This window comes from Bradyrhizobium monzae, from assembly GCF_021458635.1.
Taxonomy (GTDB): Bacteria; Pseudomonadota; Alphaproteobacteria; order Rhizobiales; family Xanthobacteraceae; genus Bradyrhizobium.
In genome coordinates this window covers 450,390-471,784 of record NZ_JAIRDQ010000002.1, presented here as the reverse complement: position 1 = coordinate 471,784, position 21,395 = coordinate 450,390, and the positions used below count along the sequence as shown (strand labels likewise).

Below are 21,395 nucleotides of genomic sequence, written 5' to 3'. Positions count from 1 at the left end.
TGATGATGCGCTACCTTGGGCGTCGGCCATTGCCTTAAGGCCGCCGGCGCTCGATCTCGCGGTGCCTATGGCGGGCCACGGGACAATTCAACCATTCGATCGCGTGGTCGACTGCATTCCCAAGAGCGCTCAGCTTGGCCGCTTGCTCGTATTCCTTGGCGAACACGCGACTCGGTACGAGCTTCGAAGACGTTCGGCGGAGAACCACTTCCGCCGCTCCGATTGACGTCCCGGCTTGGGGCGTACGGTATTCCGCGATCTGGTCTGGGGTAATCCGAAAGGGTCGAACCGCGGACCGGTCCAAAATACTATGCTGCTGGGGTGTGAGTTTGGATGCCATGCGTGACGTCCTCTCATTAGGGAGTTCATTTCAAGCATGTGCGGAATTTCCGGTATTTGGGAGCGTAATGGTTGCAGACCGCAAGATCTGAAAAGGCTGGCGTCTGCAATGACGCAAACCCTGAGTCATCGCGGGCCGGATGACGGCGGAATTTGGTTAAGCGATCAAGCCAGCATTGCCTTCGGCCAGCGTCGCCTGGCAATTATCGACTTGTCCCCAATGGGACATCAACCGATGGTCTCGGCCAACGGGCAATATGCAATTACGTTCAACGGTGAAGTATACAACTTCCGAGAACTCAGGGCCGAACTAGAGCGCTGCGGAGTGCAGTTTCGTGGGCATTCAGATACAGAAGTAATTGTCGAAGGATTCGCCCAATGGGGGGTCAAATCGACCATCGCCCGCTTGAACGGGATGTTCGCAATTGCAGCGTGGGACGCCGGAGAGCGTCATCTGTTCCTAGCTCGTGATCGAATGGGCGAAAAGCCGCTTTACTGGGCGATTTTCGACGGACTGATTTTATTCGGATCAGAATTGAAGGCGCTGCGCGCTCATCCCGGTTGGAAGCCAAATCTCAATCGTGGGGCGATCGCCGCTTTTCTTCGGCATGGTTATGTGCCGGGTCCATTCACGATCTATGAAGATGTCTACAAGCTGCCGCCCGCGGGGTTGGTCAAAATTTCGAGCGGCGGCGGCCCCGAGGTTGGCGCGTACTGGGATCTGGCCGATGTTGTTTCGCGGGGGCAACGGGATACGCTTCGAGCCAACGAAGAGGGATTGGTCGATGAGCTCGAGGCGCTGCTGCATGATGCAGTATCGCGCCGCATGATAGCGGATGTGCCGCTTGGCGCCTTTCTGTCGGGCGGCTATGACTCATCTACTGTCGTCGCACTCATGCAGAGAGCGTCTGCGAGACCAGTCAAGACGTTTACCATCAGCTTTGACAACCCGGCGTTCGACGAAGCGAAGCACGCTGAGGCTGTCGCGCGACATCTTGGGACCGACCATACAACATTCCCAGTTAGCGGCGCGGACGCGCTGGATGTGGTGCCGAAATTGGCCGAGATGTATGACGAGCCATTCGCCGACCCCTCCCAGATCCCGACCCATATTGTTTCCGCGTTGACTCGAAAACAAGTCACGGTGGCTCTGTCAGGAGATGGTGGAGACGAGTTGTTTTCCGGATACGACCGGTATCGGTGGACGGAGAAGGTTTGGCGACCGAGTGCGAGTATGCCGCTTGCGCTCCGTCGCCTCGTGTCTTCGAGCATTCGCGTTGCAACGCCTGGCACTTACGACAGCATAGCGCGCTATGTGCCGTACCTTCGGAGCGTGCCACGTGTTGGCCGAAAGGCCCATCGGTTGGCGAAAATCCTCTCAACTCCATCGATCGATTCCGTGTACCATCAGGTTGTCTCTCATACCCAGGACAACCTTGTAAAAGGATCACAAGAGGTGCGGACGGCCTGCTGGGATCAAAATCTCCAGACCCTCTTGCCAGATCCGGTGGACCGCATGCGCTACCTGGACATGTGCACGTATTTGCCCGATGCCATCCTGGCGAAGGTTGATCGAGCCTCTATGGCCGTCGCACTTGAGGTCCGTGTTCCGCTCCTTGATCATCGCCTGATTGAATGGGTCTGGAAGTTGCCGGTATCTCAGAACGCGCGGGCCCCCCGCCCCAAACATCTGCTCCGGCGTGTTCTTGCCCGCCATGTGCCCGATCATTTGGTCGAGCGCCCGAAAATGGGGTTCGGGGTTCCGCTCGCGGATTGGTTGCGGGGTCCGCTACGAAATTGGGCCGAAGACCTGATGAACGAAGCTTGCTTGAGCGCCGGTGATATCTTTCACGTCGATGCTGTTCGGACGCTCTGGGCCGAATTCTTGAGCGGAGATAATGAGCGGTATTTCCTCATTTGGAATGTTCTAATGTTTCAAGCGTGGCATCGCCGATGGCGCGATGCGTCGGCGGTGGACGCCGGAACAAGACGCTTGGCAGAGATTGTCTGACTTGGGCGTTTAGTGGAGAAACGCCGATGCGCTTCCTGACAATTTCGAATGAACATCCTCAGATATACAGGCAAGTTCAGTCGAAAGTCGCCGAACTGCTATTCCTGTTGCGGTCCCATTAAAGCTCGGGTGTCAGGTGCGAATTCTCGCGATAGATTTTTCCATTCCCTACCTGCTGAAGGATGATAGCTATCCGATCGGCGGCTGGGCCGTTCAACTTTCAATATGGCTTCGCGCGCTTGAAAACGCCGGTCACGAGGCCGCTCTCCTTACCTGGAAGGGCGCTTTGGCTCACGTCGGTTCGGGCCAGCAAATCAAACTTATCGAAACCTATGATCCTGCGCGTGGGGTGCGGGTGGCGAAATACTTCTACTCATACATCCCCAAAACATTGGCAGCCGCCCGCGCCTATCATCCAGATATTGTGATCCAAGGCGCAAGTGCGATCCATACCGCCATCATGGCTTTCGTCGCTGGTCAACTGGGGATTCCGTTCGTTCATCGCATTGTCAACGACGTAAACGTCGATGACCGATGCAAGATCGGTCTTCGATCTTATGAATGGTTCGCTTATTCCTGGGCTCGGCGTCGAACAGCAGCATTTCTCTGTCAAAACGAGTATCAACGCGAAAAACTGGCGGCTCTTTTTCCGGGCAAGCCTATACACATCATTCACAACGCCGTTGCAGTGGCAGAGGACGCGCCCGCTCCTTTGCCGCGCGCGGAACGCGGATATGTCGCCTGGCTCGGTGTCTTCCGCTATGGAAAGAACCTGCCATTACTTTTTCAAATCGCGCAGGAATTTCCAGCCGTTAAATTCCGCGTGGCGGGGATGCCAGAGCGAGATGTTGATCAACCGACGCAGGACGCTATGAATGGCCTGCGCCATCTGCCAAACGTCGAGCTGGTCGGCCATCTTCGGCGGGCGGATGTTCAAAAGTTTCTTTCAGAAGCGACGATGCTTCTCTGCACGTCTGATTTCGAGGGGTTCTCGAACGTGTTCCTGGAGGCGCTCGCCGTGGGCACACCTGTCGTGACGCGCCGGCAAGTCGATCCGGACTCGATCATCCTGCGTCATATCCTTGGCGCATCGGCTGAGGACGAACCGGCACTTTCCAAATCCGTGAAGGCATTTTGGGACATGGACGCGAACGAATACAACGCGGTGGCTCGACGGTGTCAGATCTATGTTAAGGCCAATCACTCGCCGACGGCAAAAGCTCGCGAATTGATTGCGGCCCTGACGCCTCTTGTCGCTAAGTCAAAACGCCCAGGGCAACAACGAAATGTTCTCACAAGCAATGAAGAATTTCCTTCAGCGCGCTAGCCGACTTTGACAACGGTGTATTGTTGCCGTGATGCTCCGACTACAACGGCAATACAGACGATAAGAATGATGGTGGTTTCGCACGGTGAGGCGAGATGTCGAGAGTTTATTGGACGGTGAGATCCGTAGGTCCACAATGACTGCATCTTTGACGCACAACGGCCGAGCGCCTTATCATCTCACGTTGCCGCGTTCGGTCGCGCAGGCCGGAACATTCTTCTTTCTGTTGTTTTTGTTTATGTGGCCCTTCCAGGGCGCACTATTTCTAGCGGACAATTTGTTCGGCATCCAAGGGTTTAAACCCTTCAACTTATTATCAGCAGTGGTCTTGGCTTATCTGGTGTTCGACACTGCGCCCCTATACGCGACCGACAAAATCGAACGAACATCCATCAGAATTTTTCTCCTGTATTTCGCAACTCTTGGCATTGCTCTCATTCGATCGGTTCCAAACGCGCCCCTTTTGCATAGTCGCTTCCCTGGCATTCCAGGGGACTACGTTGACTTTATACTATCGGCTTGCATTGTGCCGACCTTCTACACTCTCTCCTTCCTGTTTATCCTTAGGCGCATGTGCTCCTTTCAGGAGCTCGAGAAGATCACGACGGTGATCTGCCTTTCGATACTATTGCTATCAATAGCTTTCGTCGCGGTGGTGCTGATGAATCCGTCCGTTCTGCTTTCAGGACACGCGGGCGGAATGACCGATAGCGACCGAGACGAAATGGCCCAGTTGTGCATAACGTATTTTGGATCCCATTATAACGTAATTGGAAGTATGTTCATTTCCACTGTGCCGTTGTTGCTCTATCGAGCCCTTACACGCGGCGCTCTCTGGATCGCGCCCCTGTGTCTATCGCTTCTGGCAGTTCTTCTCCTCGAGTCCCGAACAACGCTTGTCGCAGTAGTAGCTTCGTGTTCCCTGTTCCTGATCCTGCGGCGCAGGTTCGACATTTTGGTTTTCGGTGCTGGGGCGGCTGGCATCGCGTCGTTAGTGTGGAGCGGACCAACCGTTGAGGCCCTTCTTTCGATCGGATTTGGCAGCGGTTCCGACGTCGTCTCGGCCGATGCCTTGCTGACCGGCCGAGTTGATTACATTTGGCGTCCGCTGCTAGAGGAGTGGACGAGCAATATCGGCTTGTTCCTGTTTGGCGCCGGTCGCTACGGAATAGGGACGAGCCAACTCTGGAGCACGGGAACCCTGTTAGAGAAAACCGTAGCGCATAATGCGTTTATCGGATTCTTTCTTGATTGCGGGGTGATTTTAACCGGTGTGGCCCTAATGTTCCTTATGGCTGGAACAGTTACCGCCTGGCGAGTTGGGCGAAGATTGAATAGTGGCCTATATTGGGCTCTGTTCGCGAGCATGTTTGGTTGTGGGATTAGTATGGTGACCGGGCGTGACATCCTTCCAACAATTGAGAACATGTATGTATTTCCGGTCATTGCGATGATGATCAACTTGGCGCGGTTGCGGTATCTGGCGAGCCAAGCGGCGCCTCGTCAATGATTGGCTTGCAGACAGCTCACTGCGCCGAGCCGTTGCCGATACCAAGCGTGGCCGCCGCAACGTTTGGCAGCGATCCGCTGTTTTTCTTTCCAGTGTGCAACGCTGGCGAGCGCCCGTTGCCACTACTTCCAGCCGGGAGTCCTTCGAGAGGTTTATGATCCGCCACACGCACACTCCGCAAAGGCGGCCCTCTCCGAAGCGATAAGCCTAAGGGCGGAAAACCTGGCGCGCAGCGCACCCCACACTGCGGTTGATGTGAGATGCAGAGAACCACCTGGTTGATTTGTCCCAGGAGATCATGTGAGACAAACTACGTCTGACAGTATGCGTCCGCTGAAGGCCGCCTTGTCACGGTATTGAGAACTGTCCTTATGGACAGTGATAAGGCCAGTGCCCAAGGCGGGCCGTTCGAAGTAAGGGCGCTCGAAACCGTCATCGGCAGCCTGCCGCGGAGCCTCGGATGGCGGGTGTCGAACCTGCCGATACAGCGCCGCATCGTCGATGCATCCCGACGCTGCTCGCGCAGGGCATCGTTATCAAGTGCGCGATGCTTGCGTTCTGGGCGGGCGAGGCGGCCGCACAGCTTCCTCCGCTCAGGCTGCGGCTCTGCGCGAGATCATCCTAATCGTGGGCAAGATCGCGGTCGACGACGGCATCGGTGCGGATCCCGGTCGTGGCCGCACTAGCAAGGGCTTCCTTTGGGCGATCGCGCATCGGCGGGGCACACGCCGGTCGTCGGTTGAGATGGCGGTGTTCAACCCGAACTCGTGAGGCGCACTGGCTTTGTCTCTGCCGATGCATCAAGTTGATGATCTCGGCGAATCCCGTTCGGAAGAGGTCGCTCGATCCTGCCATCCTCTGCGCGTGGACCAATTTTCTGTCCGCTGGTGCGGATGCGATCAGACAGATCGCGCACAATTCCTATAGCGAGTCCAAGAAGCAACCCTGCAACGATCGCTACTCCGAGCACGATTCTAGGTTTTGGCCAGGTAGCCCTCAAAGGAGGCGACGCTCCAGTGACGAGACTCGCCTCAAAAGCCGGCGGGGTTTGTTGTTGCGTCGCTTCTGTCTTACGCAGCACATGGCGAAAATTATCATAGGCGCTTTTTGATGATTCAGCGGCGGCGGCTAGTCTCTCGCGACTACCAGCGGAATCCGTTGTGTCATTCGTCTTGTTCCTATCGTAGTCCTTCAAGGCCGCTTCTGTGGTCAATGCTTGAGTGCTCAATTCGTTCAGTCGATCAGTAACCCATTTCTCACCCTGCAAGCCTGCCTTGTTCATTTGAAGAGTAATGTAGTTTTCTGCAACGGCATTCAGGATCTGCGCCGCCCGATCCGGATTTCTGGAATCGAAGGTAATCTCGATAAGATATGTAGGACCGACGCGCTTGGCCGAAAGCTTTCGTTCGAACGGTTCGACGGCATAGCGTGCGGCGTTAGCTTCCGTCTTCGGTTTACTCCAGCCGAGCAGTCCTGATATCATGCCGCCACCTTGGCCCGTCGCAAATTCCGGGTCTTGAGCAAGGTTGAGCTTCTCGATCACGGCGTTAGCGATGCTCTCAGACTTTATGATTGCGATCTGACTCTCCACGACCGTCGACAGCGCCGCGGCGTCCGCGAAGGTCAGTTTCGAGTTTACGAGGAGTTGCGCCTTGGCGGTGAACGTCGGTACCACGATGATGAGGTACAGGATGGCAATGCCAACCCCCGCCAAACACGTCAGCAGCATGATCAGTAGATGCCGTCGGATGAAGGCCAGCACTGCTAGCACGTCTGCTAGTGAGACGGCTGGCCCCGGGCGAAATTCCGGCGGCATACTGTCGCGACTTTCCCAATTCTCTGTGCTGTTGGTCTGGAGCATTTTCATTGCCACGGCTGATAGTTGAGGCTCCGGGACGGTGCTCGAGTTGTGTGCGGAGAAGTTCGGTTGGCGAAAGATGCAGGAGCCGCATCGATAGGCATTGCAACTAACCTTTTTGGCATGAGGTGCTTGGCCAGAATGCTTGGTTGAAGGGGGTGAGAGGGGACCGGAAGAGTCGGATCGTCATCATGTTGCCGGCCCGTTGGCGAGCCCCCGACCAGCCGATGGTAGAGGACGGCTGCGCAATAAGCCGCAAGGGCGACGAGCACAAATTGGGCGCCTGCTGCCAACGCCAGCAGCGCGGCCATTCGATTCTTGCTGGCGCCGGCTGGAATCGTCCTGCCCGCCATCGAATGTGCCGGAAGCTTGGTAGAGGCCGGCGAGTTGGTAAAGGACGCATAACCCACCAGTCACTCCTAGCCATCTCGCTTTCCAGCCGAACAGTAGCATTCGAGTCACTGGGTGGAATTGGATACGACGGAGTAACTACGATGGAGGATTGAGCCTGGGCGCTGCGGGCCTAAATTGTCCAATCATCCGAAGGGGCTCCGACGGTAGCGGTTCCGCTCGGCCTTCGGCGGACTGACTTGAAGTTCACTGAGAACAACCGCTTGGCGGCACACCCGGTCCGGTCGTGCTCGAGCTTCGCTAGGACGTACTCGAGATGGAGGTCGCTCAACTTTCCGCCCGGGTTCACGGCGTCGCGCCGGCCGAGCCCAGCCGGGCTGCAATGGAGCAGGCGGTCGACCTGGTCGGCAAAGCCGAGCGGCGGAGGTACCTCGCCCGGAAGAGCGGGCGTTGCGATATCCACCTTTGCGCTCCGGTAGCGTATGGGAGAAATGCTACGGATCAAGCGTCGAGCGTATGGGAGAAATGCTATGGATCAAGCGTCGAGTCAGGAGAACTTGAGTTATGGCATGCGCAGGATTCCCTTTGTCAAGCTGGTGACCGCAGGCGTAGTCCTTTGTGTATTAATTGCATTTGCCCTTGAGGCCGTTTTTTTATTTTGCAGCATTTTCATGACGAGGAGCATCCCCCTGTACGATGATTTTGCAACCCGCGATTTTTCACAATGGAAAGGCTTTTCCAAACAAGTTTGCTGTAATCGGTCGGCAGTGGTCGTTGACGCCCCCAACTGGGATTCTAAGAACGCGGCGCGATTCGAGATAAACTTCGATGACCCCATCGTTAGGGGGAGTCATCGATCCGAATTCCGATTGAAGCCGACAGAGTTTCATCGACTTTATGAGTATGGATTGAAGATTTTCGTGCCACCGGATTGGCAGTCCGATAATCATCAGGTTGTGGTGACGCAGATGCACAACACGCCAGACCGTTGGAAAGGTGAGGGGGGGCTGGTTCCCCCGCTGGAATTGCGCTTGCTCAACAATAGCTGGGTTCTTATGACAGCTTGGGGGCAGGTGCCAACGTGGTTCGATCGGAAAGGGGACATTCGTTATGTTAAGTCCTGGTCACAGCCGTTTGAACGTGGAAAGTGGACCGGTTGGATTTTTCGTACCAAGTGGTCGCTCGATGAGGATGGGATTGTCGAGGTCGAAAAAGACGGCAACTTAGTTTTCCAGAAGCTCGGCCCGAACTGTTACAACAATTTGTTTGCGCCCTATCTTGAGTTCGGAGCCTATGCTCCCACTTGGGTAGACTTAAGCGTGCCTCCTGAAATCAAAACCAGGGAAGTTTTTTTTACGGACGTTTTTGCTCGCGAGCTTTGAGCGGCTGACTGAGAATTCTGTTGAACAGCAGGCTGTGGATTTGAGTGGACCCCCTGGTGAGGAGTACGGGCTTCCAAGATGGAAGAGCGGCCGTGCTTTGTTTCATCACGCAACCCTTGGCTGCTGTTGTGGTTGCTAACTTTCGGACCTCTTCGCCCAAAAATCGTGGCCTATGAGAAGCTGACCGATCTTGGTATGCAGCCTCTGAATTCGCGCTCGTGCCCGGCCGCGCCATGGCTGCTGTCGTTTTCGAACGCCCACGCCGGGTGTTCCAGCAATGTTTCTTCCGAGCGTAGATCTGGTTGGATGGACCTGATAGTGCTGGGAACGTCGGAGCTGAGCCAAGCGATGGCAACTGAGCGGCAGATTGCGGCGAACCGCAAGAACGCCTTGCGAAGCAAGGGGCCGAGCTCGCGCGCTGGAGTTGCGCGAGCTGCACGCAATGCGTATCGACACGGGCTTGTCGCAACACCAGGCGCCATTGTGCTGCGGCAGGTCGAGGAATTGGCAAGGGAGATTGCGGGTCCTTCGGCAGGTTACGTTCAACGCGCAATGGCGTGTGAGGCCGCTCATGGTGCCATTGATTTGGCGCGCGTGCGGTAGGCCAAGGTTGCGATCTTCAACCGCGCGGTTGTTGCCGAACGAGGTGAAGTTTCAGATCCGATTGCTAAAGGGAATGATCTGGCAACTGCCGATGCAGCCGCGCTGATGGCGTGCGCTGCGTCGTGCCTGATTTACTTATAAGCTCGACGATACGAAGCGCGCGCTTTGGCGCGGCGCAATCGCGCAATGCGAGCATGTATGCGAGTGATCAGCTATCTCGAGAAGGAGTGCGATTAGACAGGAGTTTTGCAGAACGAACCCGATTTTCTGCAATTGACACAATGTTAGCGGACTTTATCGGATTGGTTCGGGGAATAGCACCAAGCAGCGGGGTGTTGGAGAATGCGTTCATAGCACCTTGGCGCGACCGATCTTGAGCGATGCGGCGCTTTCAAGCCAATGATTTAGTCGTTCTGATTGCACGAGCCATCTTTGTACGCCAAATGGCCGAGCAAGCTTGCAAAACGAACGACACCCATCAGAGCGGAACCGGGTAGGCCGGAGCCGCAGTTGGAGGGGAGCGACGCACGAAATTCCAGCGGCTGACTGCGCGGGTCGAGGGTGTGGTGCAACAGCTCGTCGTTCACACGGTCGGAAGAGTGGTGAGTCGGCGCGGACGCCGGCCATCGTGATTCCAAGCGAGCGCCAGCTCGCGATCGAGGCCATGCTCTCCTACCGCGACATCGGCTTCGCTCATCAAGATCGATACGTCAGCCGCGGCGCAAGGCAGCATCGAGCTGAAGGGCCGGGGGCTGAATATGTGGCGCGCATTTCAATCGACCGCACGCGCATGCAGGTGGAGGATAAGCTCGTGAAGGGGCATGGGGGTGACGGCCAAGGTCAAGACCGCCGCGCAGGATCATCAGGTACGTCTCTCGCTGCTTTCGACATACAAGCAGGAATTGCCGCGGAAGCGATAAAAAGCCGGCTCCTGCAGGCATGTGCGCTGTACGGCGCCTTCCCGAGAGAAGTGTCCGCGCGATCTCGAGCGGACACTCATGCAGGAGCAGCAGGGAACATGCTGCCGTGCGCCTGGACGTCGCGGAGTCAACGAAAGCGTCGCACCTCTACTCCGCGATCTGACCGTTCGAGCGACGGCAGCCGCTTCCGAACCCCGCGTCTACTTGTAGAACGGTACCGCGGCACGAGTCCCGTGGTCCACGGCCTTGTGAAGTAGGCTGTTGACGGGATGGATCGCGACGCGACCAGAGTGGGGAACCAATGGAGCCGGCTCTTTGAGCTGCTCCATTTCGGACATCATCTCGACAGGCTTCGCGATCGCGATCCCTCCTCCTGCATCGACGGCGGAGGGGGCGCGACCGTTTGTTGCCCGTACCAGCGACCCATGGTTCATTCCCCAGATCGCGGCTTGCGTCCGGTTCTGGACCCTGATCTTGCGCAGGATCGCCTTGACGTGGACCTTCACGGTCGCCTCGGCGATATCGATCTTTCGGGCAATGCATTTGTTGGAATCGCCTTCGATAAGGCAGGATAGAATTGCCTTTTCGCGCGGCGAGAGCTGCGGCGAGATCGTGTCCTCCGACGCGACGCAGATCACGTGCTCATTGTCGCTGAACGGGGCCGTTTCGCGTTCGCGATTGCCGTCAAGAGCGAACGAGAGAAATGCCGGCGGGAAGACGGTCTCGCCCATCGTGACGAGCTCAACGGACTTGATGAAAGCGTCGCACGAATTGACGTTGACGAAGTAGCCGTTGGCGCCTGCGCGAAACGCGGAGGCAAGTTCGACTGGCCGATAATTGTCCGACACGATCGCGATGCGCGCATCGGGATACCGGTCCTTTATATATCCGATCTGTTCTATCCCAAGACCAAAATCATCGCCGGTGTGGACAATGAGAAACATCAGTTGCTCAGCTTGAAATGAACTTGGTAGCTCTTCTGGGCTCGATGCCGATATCGGGATTCGAAAATTTGCCGTATGCAATATTCTAGCGATACCCTCTCTGATCAGAACGTTCTTTCCGATAAGAACCATTCCGTAAGATTGCCGCCTCCTCATATTACCCTCCAGCCTACGCAATGACACAACGGGAATGACACAACAGAAACGAACTCAACTTAGCCTTGCGACGGACGAACTAATCCATGTTGGATTGGTCGCTCTCGCTCGGCTTGCAGTCTTCAAAAATAACGGGCTACCTCGCTTTTGATGCTCCCATTTTTTGCCGAACGTTGTCGGCGGATTTCGACCGCTTCAAATTGCTGAAGCCTTTATTAATGTTAGATGCGAATTTCAGATCGCCCTATATATCGTTCGTTATAGACTGGGGCGTGCGTATACCCGTGCGATTACGGTCCAAAAAACTGCCTTTCGGTGCAGCCTCTGAGCGAATTAGGGTAATGATGCTCCTTCAACATTGAAGAGCTTGTCGATTGCTTTTGATTGGCGATGCAATTTATGCGTGAAAACATCCCTTGTACGAGTGAGATGCATCGATCTACTTAAGACTGCTGAAGTATCGAAGGCGTGCACCATTGAGGAATTGCGCCGTTATCTGGACTGGATAGCCGCAGAGGCTGGCCCGCCGCAGTCCGATCTCCGGGTTCTTACGGGCGTTCGGGTCGCAAATTGTAGGGTGAAGAGTCGGGAAGCGAGCAGAGCTGCGTGCCCATTAACCTCTAAGTATTTATGTATTACGTTGCGACATTAGCATCGCTTGTTCTATTGGAAATTTCGGATCAGTTTATTGATGGCGATGAAACAGTGGCGGGGACACAGAGCTTATCTTTTGGGGGGGACACGCTGAGGAGCGCCCAATGCGACATACCAGTTTAGTCATTGCGGACCGGCATCCGGTCGTCTTGCGGGGACTTAGCAACGTGCTCGGTGCCGCGGCCGATTTCAACATCGTTGCATCTTGTAGCGACGCCGCGAGCTGCATCGAAGCGATCCGGAACTTGGCGCCCGATATCGCGATCGTAGATCCGGCAATGCCCGAGCTCGCCGCGCTGAAAATTCTTTCAACCATCAATTCAGAAAATCTTTCGACACATTTGGTCTTTTTCGCCTCAAGTGAAGATTGCGAACTGGTGCTCGCGGCGACGCCCGCGACCTGTAGCATCGTGCTGAAGGAGACAGAACCCGAGACACTGGTGCAGTACTTGCGGCAGATCGCCAATGGCCACAGCCTGCTGCCGACGACGTCATCCGATTCGATCGTGTCGCAGGAGCAGGGCGCGAATTCGGAGAATGGGCTGACAGCGCTGACGGACCGCGAGCGTCAGATCATGCGTCTGGTCTCCGAAGGATTGTCGAACAAGGAAATCGGGCGGCGGTTGAACATCGCCGACGGCACCATCAAAGTGCACCTTCACCATATCTTTCAAAAGCTTGAAATCAGCAATCGGACAGTGCTCGCGGCCCTCGCCATTGTGGAACATGATCGTGCGACCATCCTGCGGGAGAAGGCTCCGCAACCCGGATTGGGCCCGACAAGTGGAGAGCGTTGAGAGGATCTTCACGTACCACCATTCCCGGCCAACGCTCCCGCTGCGATGGGCCTTCGGCCCCTAAACTAACGGATGCGGCGCCGCCGGCTGGAAAGATCCAGGTGGATCTGCTTGACGATCTGCGGCATCGGGCTGGACTAGGGGGGAACGACACGCCTGGTGCTGCCGTGCGCCGGATATGATTGGTGTGGGCGCCGCTTGATTGGCGAGGTCAATGTCCCGGAGGCTTAGTGGGGTAGTCCGTCGGGGCAGGTGGTTGATCCAAAATCGCAGCCAAAGTATCGGGAGGGTCGTGTATTCATTCGTCATCTGCAGCTCTGGGTCCATCGCGATTTGTCCGTTGTCAGGTAAAACGAAGTCGCGGGCGATAGCGAAGGGCAGCAGATGCGATCGCAGAGATGTGCCGAGTGGATCTGGGCACATCTGGAGCGGCGGCCCTGGCCCTCCCTGCTGCCCACCATGGTCAGGGCCGCTTCCCCACAGACCGACCTGCCAACAGGACTAAACTCTGCTGACAGCGCGTACGCGGGCGCACCTTGATGTCCCTTCAGTTTCATCGTGCCGTCGAAGACATGGAAATTTGGAGCGCGGCCGACGACGGCTTTTCCTTTGTGATCACGTATGAGAGCCCTGCTGGTTCTGGCTTTCATGGACGTGCCGGCTATGTGGCGTCCTGGCGGCCGTTCTATCGGAGTAACGGCGCGATCAAGATCGGTGGTTCGGCGTTTGCGACTTTCACGGAGGCCGAGGAGGCCTGCAACACGATGCTTGAGTACCTGACGGGCCTGCACTGAAATGAAGTGCGTGGCCTGCAGTCAGGTTACGTCGACATTCGAGTACTTTTGAGCCGAGAGGAGCGGTCGCCAGACTGAGGCGACCTTGAGGCTTAAGCTGAGGGCCAGCTCGCGCTCATTGAATAATATTGATCGTGCGATGCTGTAGGTCTGACGTTGCAGCAGCCAGTCTGAGTTCTTGTTTCGCTTCCAGCTCTCGCGGTCGAGGGTGACGCGGATGCGATCAACAGCACAAAGATCACCATCAAAGAATTCTATGCTTCAATCAACCGTGCTGGAGAGTCCCCCCTTTTGCTGCTTGAAGAATGGCAGTAACTTCTCCAAAATCTCATGCCGATGCCGGCCGATCTCCCAAGTGAGGGCGTCACTGAAGCCAGGGGCATGGGCCTGGACTTTCGTTGGGGTTCCGCCAGGGTTTGCCCAGCCGCTCAGCGCTTCGCCATCCCATTCAGTGGTCTGCGTGTGACTAATCGACAAGGTTGCCTCCGAGTAGCGCCGTCCTGGATCGTCATTGCCTTCCCTCAACCCTGAGGGCGCAGATACTAATGTTGCCAAGAAACAGCTCTCTTGGACAACTGCCGGGGATAGGTACTACCTACACGGGGTCAGCCTATACCGTTATTTGAAATCATATGAACGCGGCGCGCCACAACGCCACACGTCTGCCGCCGAGACGGTCAGGCGGTGTTGCCGGCGTCCACCGTCAGCACGGTGCCGGTGATGTTCCGGCCGCCTTCGCCGAGAAGATATTCGACCATGGAAGCGACGTCGTCGGGTTCGGGCAAGTGGCGCAATGCGCTGCGGCCGGTGATACGTCGACGGCCTTCGTCGTCCAAAGACCTGGTCAATTCCGTGTCGATGAAGCCGGGCGCGATCGCATTCACGGTGATGCCGATCCTGCCGACCTCTCGGGCCAGCGAACGGGTGAAGCCGGCAACCGCGGCCTTGGACGCGGCATACACGGACAGACCGCTGTAGCCGGTCGAGGCGACGATGGAGGAAATGTTGACGATCCGCCCCGCACCATCGGCTATCATATGGCGCGCCACGTATTTGGTCAGAATGATCGGCGACAGTACGTTCAGGCGAATCAAGGCCTCGATTTCGGAATTGTGCATGGTGGCCAGCAGCCCATCGGTGCCGATTCCGGCATTGTTGACGAGGCCGTAGATCGTGCCGAATTCGTCGCGCACTGATTTTGCGAAGACCGGGATCGCATCAGTCACCGCAAGGTCGCAGGCTCGGAAATGCAGGCGCCACTGTGCTTCGCGGATTGCAGCCGCAAGCTCTCCGCTCTCGCGGCGCGCCACCGCGACCACATTGTAGTCGCCGGACGCGGCGAGCCTGCGGGCGATGGCAAGACCGATCCCGCGGCTGCCGCCGGTGACGAGGACGTTACGCATCGGATCGCGCCAGTTTGCCTGCTGCCGTGACGTCGAGCAGCTCGACGAAGCGGATCATCGCAGGCACCTTCCATACCGCCAGGTAGTCCTTGCACTGGCTGAGAATCTCCGCGCGAATCGTCTCGTGGCGCTCCCGATCAGTGCCGTCGGCGAGGATGACATCGGCGACCACAATGGCGCCGGTGATCGGGCTCCTGCGCGATCGCGCGCGCGACATCTGGACGGAGGCGTGCCGGTTGATCACGGCCTCTACCTCCTCCGGATGCACCTTCAACCCGCCGATGTTGATAATGCCGCCTCGCCGGCCGACGAAGTGGTATCGTTCGCCGCGCAGCTCGACCATATCGCCGGTATCGACGTAGCCCTCGGCGTCGGCAAGCGGCGGCGCCTCGGCGCCGACATAGGCGCGCGCGGTACGCAGGGACCGGATTCGCAGCGAGCCGTCGACCACCTTCATCTCAACGCCGTCTCGATTCCTCCCGATCAGGTGGGCAGGAAAACCCTCGCGCCCGTCGTCAACACTGAAACCGACGCCGGCCTCGGTCGAGGCATAGGCGTGCCCGATCGACGCCTGTGGAAACGCCCGGGCCAGACCGTCGAGCACTGCCTGGTCAGCGATTTCGCCCGACAGGCGGACATAGCGCGGCGAGAAGTTGGCGGCCGCGCCGCTCATCAGGAGCTTGCGCCAGTGCGACGGCGTCCCGGAGACGTGGGTGACGCCGCCCGCGCGCAGCCTAGCCACATAGGCCGCAATGGCTTCCCCGGGCTCCGAAAGCACCATCGATCCGCCGCCGATCAAGGCTCGCAGGAAGATTTGCAGGCCGCCGTAGCGGCGGATGTCGTAGAACGTCGCCCAGGTTGCGTTCCGATAGCGTGCGGGCCCCTCGGCGATGATCGCGCCGGCAAGCCCATCGAGCGAATGCCGGACAATCTTCGGCAGCCCCGATGTCCCCGAGGTCAGCATCAGCCACTCGGTCGCACGGTCGACCTTCCATCCCTCGTCCCTCCGCTCGGGCAGGTCGATGCCGATACGGATATACTTGCCGGCATCGTGTAACGGCCGATCGGTGACGATGGTGTCGATCTCGGCTTGCTCGAGCAGGACCTGGAGGCGGTCCCAATCGAGGTCGGGCGGGCACAGAAGCACGCGACGGGCGACGCCGTCGAGCTCGATCATTGCAAGCGCGGACAGTAGCTGTCCCGACGTTGCGAGCAGGACCGAGCGGCCGGACAGATCGCAGGATCTGCCGGTCAGGCAGCTGCGCTGGATAATGCCGGTCAGCGATACACTGTGCCGGGCATCGGAAATCGAGCGGTCCTTCGGCCCCTCACCGAGATATTGCCGCAGCGCGATGATGTCAGGCGGGGACATTCTCATAGGCTCGGACAAACTCACCGAGGGTGGAGGGGAAGGCTGCGTCCTCGGCGACAGTGAAGGGATCGATACTGAGCTCGTCCTCCAGCCGCGCAACCAGGATTGCGAATGCCAGCGAATCGAACCCCGTCTCGTGCAGTGACAGATCGTCCTCAAGCGGAGGAAGCGTGACCTTCTGTTCCTCGGCGATCTGCTTCATCGCGGAGAAAATCTTCGACTTGACCGACATGGTACACCTCACATTTCGGCTTTCCGGGCCGATGTTAGAGCCTGATTTCGCCCCCAACGATGCGCGCGTAGACGGCCCGGTCGATCGAACGATAGTCGCCGGTCGCTGCATCGCGCAGGAACAGCGGATCATCCACGACAGAAGGATTGAATCCTTCGCGTATCAGCCGCTGCTTCTTCTGCTTGAAAGTGTCGGTCGCCTCGAGCACCGGGCTCAGCCTGACGAAGGCCGGAACTGCGTAGGGCGGAAGCCGGTGCGAAAGGTGTTCTCTGAATATCCCGAAATCGAAACCTCGGTCCACCACCAACGTCGCCATGCCGGCGCGGCCATCGGCCCCGGACACGGCAACTCCATAGGTCGAGGCGTCGATAACGCCGGGGCAATCCCTTATTGCGTCGTTCACTTCGCTGGTCGCGACGTTCTCGCCCTTCCAGCGGAAGGTGTCGCCGACGCGGTCGACGAATTGCAAGTAGCCCTGCTCGTCGCGCAGCATCAGATCACCGGTGCGGAACCAGGCATCGCCGTCGGTAAAGACGTCGCGCAGAATCTTTTTCTCGGTCTCGGCGGGATCCGTGTAGCCCTCGAAAGGTGCGCCGTCGCGATCGGCGCTGCCGATACGCCCGACAGCCTCGCCCGTCTCGCCAGGGGCGCAGGCGATGCAGAGCCCGGCGTCGCTGCGGAGTGGACTGCCGCTATCGGCATCGACCTTGATGATCGAGGCGGGAAAGCGATGCGCCAGCACCGGCGGGATCCGGCCGATCGCGCCGGGTTTTCCCTCGATGTTGAACAGCGAAAAATTGCCTTCCGTTGCGGCATAGAATTCGAGGATCTGCGGAATCGCGAAGCGGCTGGCGAACGCCTCCCAGATGTCGCCGCGCAATCCGTTGCCGACAGCCAGCCGCAGCCCGTGTCGCGCCTCTTGTTCGGACACGGGCGTCTTCAGCAAATAGCGGCAGACCTCGCCAATATATTGGAAGACGGTGCAGTCGAAACGCACGATGTCGTCCCAGAAGCTGCTGGCGGAGAACTTCTCCGCAATCACGACCGAACCGCCCGCGCGGAGCATGCTGCAGGGAGCTGCGACGCCGCCCACGGAGTGGTGGAGCGGCAGGCAATCATAGAGACGATCGTCGGTGGACGCGTCCGTCAGTCCGGCAAACCATCCGCCCCAGGTGAGAATGCGGCGATGACTGACGTTCGCCGCCTTCGGCAGTCCCGTCGTGCCCGAGGTGTAGATAAGGAGCGCGCGTTCATCGATCGTGACGTCGCCACGTTCGGCGGAGGACAGCGGACCTGGCTCGATGGCGGCGAGTGCGGCGTCCAAATCGTTGCGTGGGTCGCCGGTGCCGAGGTTCCAACTTTGCGGCACGCGGTGCAGGTGCGGGCGCGCGCCCTCGAACGCGTCCACGCAATCGGCCGCAATGATGATGTGATCGGCATGCGCGACGTCGATGCAGTGGGCGAGCGACCGGCCGACCAGGCTGGTGTTGATCAGTGCCACCGTCCCGCCGACCCTGCTGACGCCGAGCCAGCAGGCGAGGTAGTGCGGCCGGTTTGGCATCAGCAGACAGACGGTGCGGCCGGCATGAAGGCCGAGGCGCCGCGCCCAGCGCGCATACCGGTTGATCTGGTCGGAGAGTTCTCCATAGGTGAAGGATTGGCCGCCGGAGAGCAAGGCAGGTCGCCCGGGTTGACGCTGTGCCCATTCTTCCACGATGTCGGCGAACAACCGATGCGGCTGCGCTTCGAGCCGCGCGGTCAGTGCGATGGCTTGCAGCCAAGTTTTGGCGGCAGAGCGTCCGCGCAGCGGAGCGCCGCGTCTGGTCGCCTGCTGGATCACGGCTTCTTGCACGACCTGATCCTGCAATTGGGGTGAAGCGACGTCCGTGCGCACCGGCTCGCTCGTCGGCAAAGTTGCGGCCAGCGCGACCCTTCAATCATTGTAGATGCCGCTCTCTTGGTTGTCGAAGCCGAATCTCTGTTCAACTGGCTTCATCCCGACCCGGGTCCGAGCTGGTTGAGGATCATCCGCTCCATCGTCTTCACCGATTGAAAATTTTCGGGCGTGATCGCGAGTTGGGGAAGAATGAGATCGAACTCGGCTTCAACCTTGAGCATCAGCTCGACCATGCCCATCGAGCTCAGCCCGATATCCACCAGCCGCGACTCCGGGTGGACGTCGGCGGTGATCGCGTTCTGCTGGAGAATACTCCTGACGACGGATAGGACACGGTTCTGAATGTTGACGGTAAGGTCGTGCATTTCGGCTACCCCCTCGCCGTGACCGGGCGTGATCACAATCACAATCGGGTGGACGATACCCAACTGCTCCTCCGGTCAATAGCTCTGCTTCGGAGGTACCCCGACCGGGAGTGGTAGCTGCTTGACACCTACTTCTGCGCCAACGACGCAACAGGGGGAAGTGGGCTAGTTGTCGATTTTCGCGACGTCCAACCAAGAAATGGGAGGCTCTGGCTCATGAGCGTTCAGGAACTCCAGTTCCGCAACCTCGCCACGGAAATCGGCCGGTTAGCGTTCTCTCCCGACGGCTCCTCGTTCCCGCAGCGGACGGCAACTGTCGCACAGGTCGCTGCGACGGAGGCCGAGGCGGTCGATCGCGAGGCGCGCTTCCCGCGGAAGGCGATCGATGCGGCGCGCAAGGAGAGACTTCTGGGCGCTCAGATTCCAATCGAGCTAGGCGGAGACGGTGCATCGATCTCCGAGGTGGCTGACATGTGTTACGCGCTCGGCCGCGCCTGCGCCTCGACCGGGATGATCTTCGCGATGCATCAGACCAAGATCGCGTGTCTGGTCCGCCATGGTGCGGGCAGCAGTTGGCATGAAAGTCTCATGCGCCGCGTGGCTGCCGAACAGCTGCTGCTGGCATCGTCGACCACGGAAGGCCAGAACGGCGGAAACATACGGTTCAGCTCGGCCGCAGTGGAACGCGCCGGCGCCGAGATTTCGCTGGTGCGCGACGCGACGGTGATTTCGTACGGCGCCGAGGCGGACGGCATCGTCACTGTCGCCCGCCGCTCCGACGATGCCGCCGGATCCGATCAGGTGCTGCTGGCCATCACCCGCGACGACTATACGCTGGAACCCACTCTCGCGTGGGAGACGCTTGGCATGCGTGGGACGTGCAGCGCCGGGTTCAAGCTGAATTTCAGCGGCGCTGCGGACCAGATATTCCCCGTGGCATACGAAAAGATCCATGCGCAGACGATGACGCCCGTCGCCCACCTGTGCTGGTCCTCGGTCTGGACGGGGATCGCGGCTGCGGCGGCGGACCGAGCGCAGCTCTTCATCCGCAAAGCCGCCCGCGGCGCAGGGGGCAATATGCCGCCCGGCGCGGCGCATTTCACCGCGGCCAAAATGACGCTGACGAAACTGCGCGCCATGATCGCCGCGAATCTCCAGTTCTATGAAGCGCACGAACGGGACGAGCGCGCGCTGTCGTCCGTCGACTTCCAGTCCTCGATCAATCTTCTCAAGGTGGACGCCTCCGAGCTCGCGGTCGCGGCCGTCATGCACGCGATGAGGGCCTGCGGCCTGTCCGGTTACCGCAACGATACCGACGTAAGTATCGGTCGTCACCTGCGCGACGTGCTTTCCGCGCCGATCATGATCAACAACGATCGCATCCTTGCCAGCGTGGGTACAGCTACGCTGATGAGCGCCGTCCCGGAGTCCCTGCGCGATTGATATTTGATTCTCGAAAGGAAATGGGTCTCGATATGAACGTGGCCATGTTTGCAGCGCCGACGGAATCCACTTCGCGTCCGTCCGATCCGCTGGACCACCTTGCCGATTTGCTATTCTACGAGATGGACTCTCCAGGGGTCTATGGTCGCACCGCGCTCTATGAAGACGTCGTAGAGCGGCTTGCGGTGCTGATCTCGCGGCATCGCGAAGCGGACACCGAGGTGATGCGCTTCCCCCCCGTCATGAACCGCGCGCAGCTTGAGAGGTCGGGCTATCTGAAAAGCTTTCCGAACCTGCTGGGTTGCGTTTGCGGCTTGCACGGCACGGATAGCGAGATCCACGAAGCGGTCAGCCGCTTCGAGGCCGGCGGCGACTGGACGCAGTCGCTTTCACCGGCCGACCTCGTGCTGTCGCCAGCAGCCTGTTATCCGGTCTATCCGATCGCGGCGAGCCGCGGTCCCGTACCCGCGGGCGGTTGGTATTTCGACGTAGCCGCAGATTGCTTCCGCCGCGAGCCCTCGCACCATCTCGACCGGCTGCAGTCCTTCAGGATGCGTGAATTCGTCTGCATCGGCAGCCCTGATCAGACCTTCACGTTCCGGGAGCGTTGGATCGAGCGGGCGCAGGAGATCGCTCGGAATCTCGGACTGACCTTCAGGGTCGACTACGCCAGCGATCCGTTCTTCGGCCGGGTCGGCCAGATGATGGCTCTGAGCCAAAAGCAACTGTCGCTGAAGTTCGAACTGCTTGTGCCTCTGCGCTCCGAGGAGCAGCCGACTGCCTGCATGAGTTTCAACTATCACCGCGAACATTTCGGCGCCACATGGGGCATCGTGGATGCGGCCGGCGAGCCGGCACATACCGCCTGCGTGGCGTTCGGAATGGACCGGCTCGCCGTCGCCATGTTCCACACCCATGGCGGAAATACTGCTGGCTGGCCGCCCGCGGTGCGGGACCTGCTCGGTTTCCCGCCGAACGGCCAGTAGGTGGCGTCGGAATTGGAGGAACGTGCGATGCGCCAGGGACATCCCGAGATC

The 21,395-nt window shown here is 58.8% G+C and carries 17 protein-coding genes; 9 read left to right on the top strand and 8 right to left on the bottom strand.

Annotation, left to right across the window (positions count from 1 at the left end; genetic code table 11):
• Positions 1-376 precede the first annotated feature (376 nt).
• From asnB to K3F49_RS11390, 3 genes are all read left to right on the top strand, one after another.
• Positions 377-2,350 carry an asparagine synthase (glutamine-hydrolyzing) gene (gene asnB, locus K3F49_RS11400; RefSeq protein WP_234681017.1) on the top strand — a complete coding sequence of 658 codons (1,974 nt, stop codon included), beginning with the start codon at positions 377-379 and terminating at the stop codon, positions 2,348-2,350.
• Between the two features lie 136 nt (positions 2,351-2,486).
• Complete coding sequence (locus K3F49_RS11395) at positions 2,487-3,677, top strand: glycosyltransferase family 4 protein (RefSeq protein ID WP_234681016.1); 1,191 nt, start codon at positions 2,487-2,489, stop codon at positions 3,675-3,677.
• A gap of 136 nt (positions 3,678-3,813) precedes the next feature.
• A complete protein-coding gene (locus K3F49_RS11390) occupies positions 3,814-5,187 on the top strand; it encodes a hypothetical protein (protein WP_234681015.1) in 1,374 nt (457 codons plus the stop codon).
• A gap of 754 nt (positions 5,188-5,941) precedes the next feature.
• Here the strand turns inward: K3F49_RS11390 and K3F49_RS11380 are convergent.
• Positions 5,942-7,048 carry a Wzz/FepE/Etk N-terminal domain-containing protein gene (locus tag K3F49_RS11380; protein ID WP_234681014.1) on the bottom strand — a complete coding sequence of 369 codons (1,107 nt, stop codon included), beginning with the start codon at positions 7,046-7,048 and terminating at the stop codon, positions 5,942-5,944.
• A gap of 878 nt (positions 7,049-7,926) precedes the next feature.
• On the opposite strand from K3F49_RS11380, the gene K3F49_RS11375 reads away from it, so the two are divergent.
• Positions 7,927-8,778 carry a polysaccharide lyase gene (locus K3F49_RS11375; protein WP_234681013.1) on the top strand — a complete coding sequence of 284 codons (852 nt, stop codon included), beginning with the start codon at positions 7,927-7,929 and terminating at the stop codon, positions 8,776-8,778.
• Between the two features lie 78 nt (positions 8,779-8,856).
• Positions 8,857-9,381, top strand: a complete 525-nt coding sequence (locus K3F49_RS11370) for a hypothetical protein (protein ID WP_234681012.1) — start codon at positions 8,857-8,859, stop codon at positions 9,379-9,381.
• Positions 9,382-10,501: 1,120 nt separating this feature from the next.
• Here K3F49_RS11370 and K3F49_RS11365 read toward each other — a convergent pair.
• A complete protein-coding gene (locus K3F49_RS11365) occupies positions 10,502-11,377 on the bottom strand; it encodes a LuxR C-terminal-related transcriptional regulator (protein WP_234681011.1) in 876 nt (291 codons plus the stop codon).
• Between the two features lie 782 nt (positions 11,378-12,159).
• On the opposite strand from K3F49_RS11365, the gene K3F49_RS11360 reads away from it, so the two are divergent.
• On the top strand, positions 12,160-12,852 hold the full coding sequence (locus tag K3F49_RS11360) for a LuxR C-terminal-related transcriptional regulator (protein WP_234681010.1): 693 nt from the start codon (positions 12,160-12,162) through the stop codon (positions 12,850-12,852).
• Between the two features lie 539 nt (positions 12,853-13,391).
• Positions 13,392-13,646, top strand: a complete 255-nt coding sequence (locus K3F49_RS11355; protein ID WP_234681009.1) for a hypothetical protein — start codon at positions 13,392-13,394, stop codon at positions 13,644-13,646.
• A gap of 261 nt (positions 13,647-13,907) precedes the next feature.
• Here the strand turns inward: K3F49_RS11355 and K3F49_RS11350 are convergent, their stop codons facing one another.
• The 6 genes from K3F49_RS11350 to K3F49_RS11325 all read right to left on the bottom strand — a co-directional run bounded on the left by K3F49_RS11350 (position 13,908) and on the right by K3F49_RS11325 (position 18,915).
• On the bottom strand, positions 13,908-14,123 hold the full coding sequence (locus tag K3F49_RS11350; protein WP_234681008.1) for a hypothetical protein: 216 nt from the start codon (positions 14,121-14,123) through the stop codon (positions 13,908-13,910).
• Between the two features lie 200 nt (positions 14,124-14,323).
• Entirely contained in the window at positions 14,324-15,049 is a 726-nt protein-coding gene (locus K3F49_RS11345) for an SDR family NAD(P)-dependent oxidoreductase (RefSeq protein WP_234681007.1), read from the bottom strand.
• Complete coding sequence (locus K3F49_RS11340; protein ID WP_234681006.1) at positions 15,042-16,421, bottom strand: class I adenylate-forming enzyme family protein; 1,380 nt, start codon at positions 16,419-16,421, stop codon at positions 15,042-15,044. Before K3F49_RS11340 ends, K3F49_RS11345 begins: the two co-directional genes overlap by 8 nt.
• Positions 16,408-16,653, bottom strand: a complete 246-nt coding sequence (locus K3F49_RS11335; RefSeq protein ID WP_234681005.1) for an acyl carrier protein — start codon at positions 16,651-16,653, stop codon at positions 16,408-16,410. The genes K3F49_RS11340 and K3F49_RS11335 overlap by 14 nt, the downstream gene beginning before the upstream one ends.
• 34 nt (positions 16,654-16,687) lie before the next feature.
• Positions 16,688-18,505: a long-chain-acyl-CoA synthetase gene (locus K3F49_RS11330; protein WP_234681004.1), complete on the bottom strand. Its 1,818-nt coding sequence runs from the start codon at positions 18,503-18,505 to the stop codon at positions 16,688-16,690.
• Positions 18,506-18,645: 140 nt separating this feature from the next.
• Positions 18,646-18,915: a phosphopantetheine-binding protein gene (locus K3F49_RS11325; RefSeq protein ID WP_234681424.1), complete on the bottom strand. Its 270-nt coding sequence runs from the start codon at positions 18,913-18,915 to the stop codon at positions 18,646-18,648.
• A 216-nt stretch (positions 18,916-19,131) separates the two neighbouring features.
• Here K3F49_RS11325 and K3F49_RS11320 point away from each other — a divergent pair, with 216 nt between their 5' ends.
• Complete coding sequence (locus K3F49_RS11320; RefSeq protein ID WP_234681003.1) at positions 19,132-20,358, top strand: acyl-CoA dehydrogenase family protein; 1,227 nt, start codon at positions 19,132-19,134, stop codon at positions 20,356-20,358.
• 32 nt (positions 20,359-20,390) lie between these two features.
• Positions 20,391-21,344 carry an amino acid--[acyl-carrier-protein] ligase gene (locus tag K3F49_RS11315; protein WP_234681002.1) on the top strand — a complete coding sequence of 318 codons (954 nt, stop codon included), beginning with the start codon at positions 20,391-20,393 and terminating at the stop codon, positions 21,342-21,344.
• Positions 21,345-21,395 lie beyond the last annotated feature (51 nt).

Coding starts and splice junctions, on each gene's coding strand:
- asnB (WP_234681017.1), top strand. CDS start 377: ATGTGCGGAATTTCCGGTATTTGGGAGCGTAATGGTTGCAGACCGCAA.
- K3F49_RS11390 (WP_234681015.1), top strand. CDS start 3,814: ATGACTGCATCTTTGACGCACAACGGCCGAGCGCCTTATCATCTCACG.
- K3F49_RS11380 (WP_234681014.1), bottom strand. CDS start 7,048: ATGCTCCAGACCAACAGCACAGAGAATTGGGAAAGTCGCGACAGTATG.
- K3F49_RS11375 (WP_234681013.1), top strand. CDS start 7,927: ATGGATCAAGCGTCGAGTCAGGAGAACTTGAGTTATGGCATGCGCAGG.
- K3F49_RS11370 (WP_234681012.1), top strand. CDS start 8,857: ATGGAAGAGCGGCCGTGCTTTGTTTCATCACGCAACCCTTGGCTGCTG.
- K3F49_RS11365 (WP_234681011.1), bottom strand. CDS start 11,377: ATGGTTCTTATCGGAAAGAACGTTCTGATCAGAGAGGGTATCGCTAGA.
- K3F49_RS11360 (WP_234681010.1), top strand. CDS start 12,160: ATGCGACATACCAGTTTAGTCATTGCGGACCGGCATCCGGTCGTCTTG.
- K3F49_RS11355 (WP_234681009.1), top strand. CDS start 13,392: ATGTCCCTTCAGTTTCATCGTGCCGTCGAAGACATGGAAATTTGGAGC.
- K3F49_RS11345 (WP_234681007.1), bottom strand. CDS start 15,049: ATGCGTAACGTCCTCGTCACCGGCGGCAGCCGCGGGATCGGTCTTGCC.
- K3F49_RS11340 (WP_234681006.1), bottom strand. CDS start 16,421: ATGTCCCCGCCTGACATCATCGCGCTGCGGCAATATCTCGGTGAGGGG.
- K3F49_RS11335 (WP_234681005.1), bottom strand. CDS start 16,653: ATGTCGGTCAAGTCGAAGATTTTCTCCGCGATGAAGCAGATCGCCGAG.
- K3F49_RS11325 (WP_234681424.1), bottom strand. CDS start 18,915: ATGCACGACCTTACCGTCAACATTCAGAACCGTGTCCTATCCGTCGTC.
- K3F49_RS11320 (WP_234681003.1), top strand. CDS start 19,132: ATGAGCGTTCAGGAACTCCAGTTCCGCAACCTCGCCACGGAAATCGGC.
- K3F49_RS11315 (WP_234681002.1), top strand. CDS start 20,391: ATGAACGTGGCCATGTTTGCAGCGCCGACGGAATCCACTTCGCGTCCG.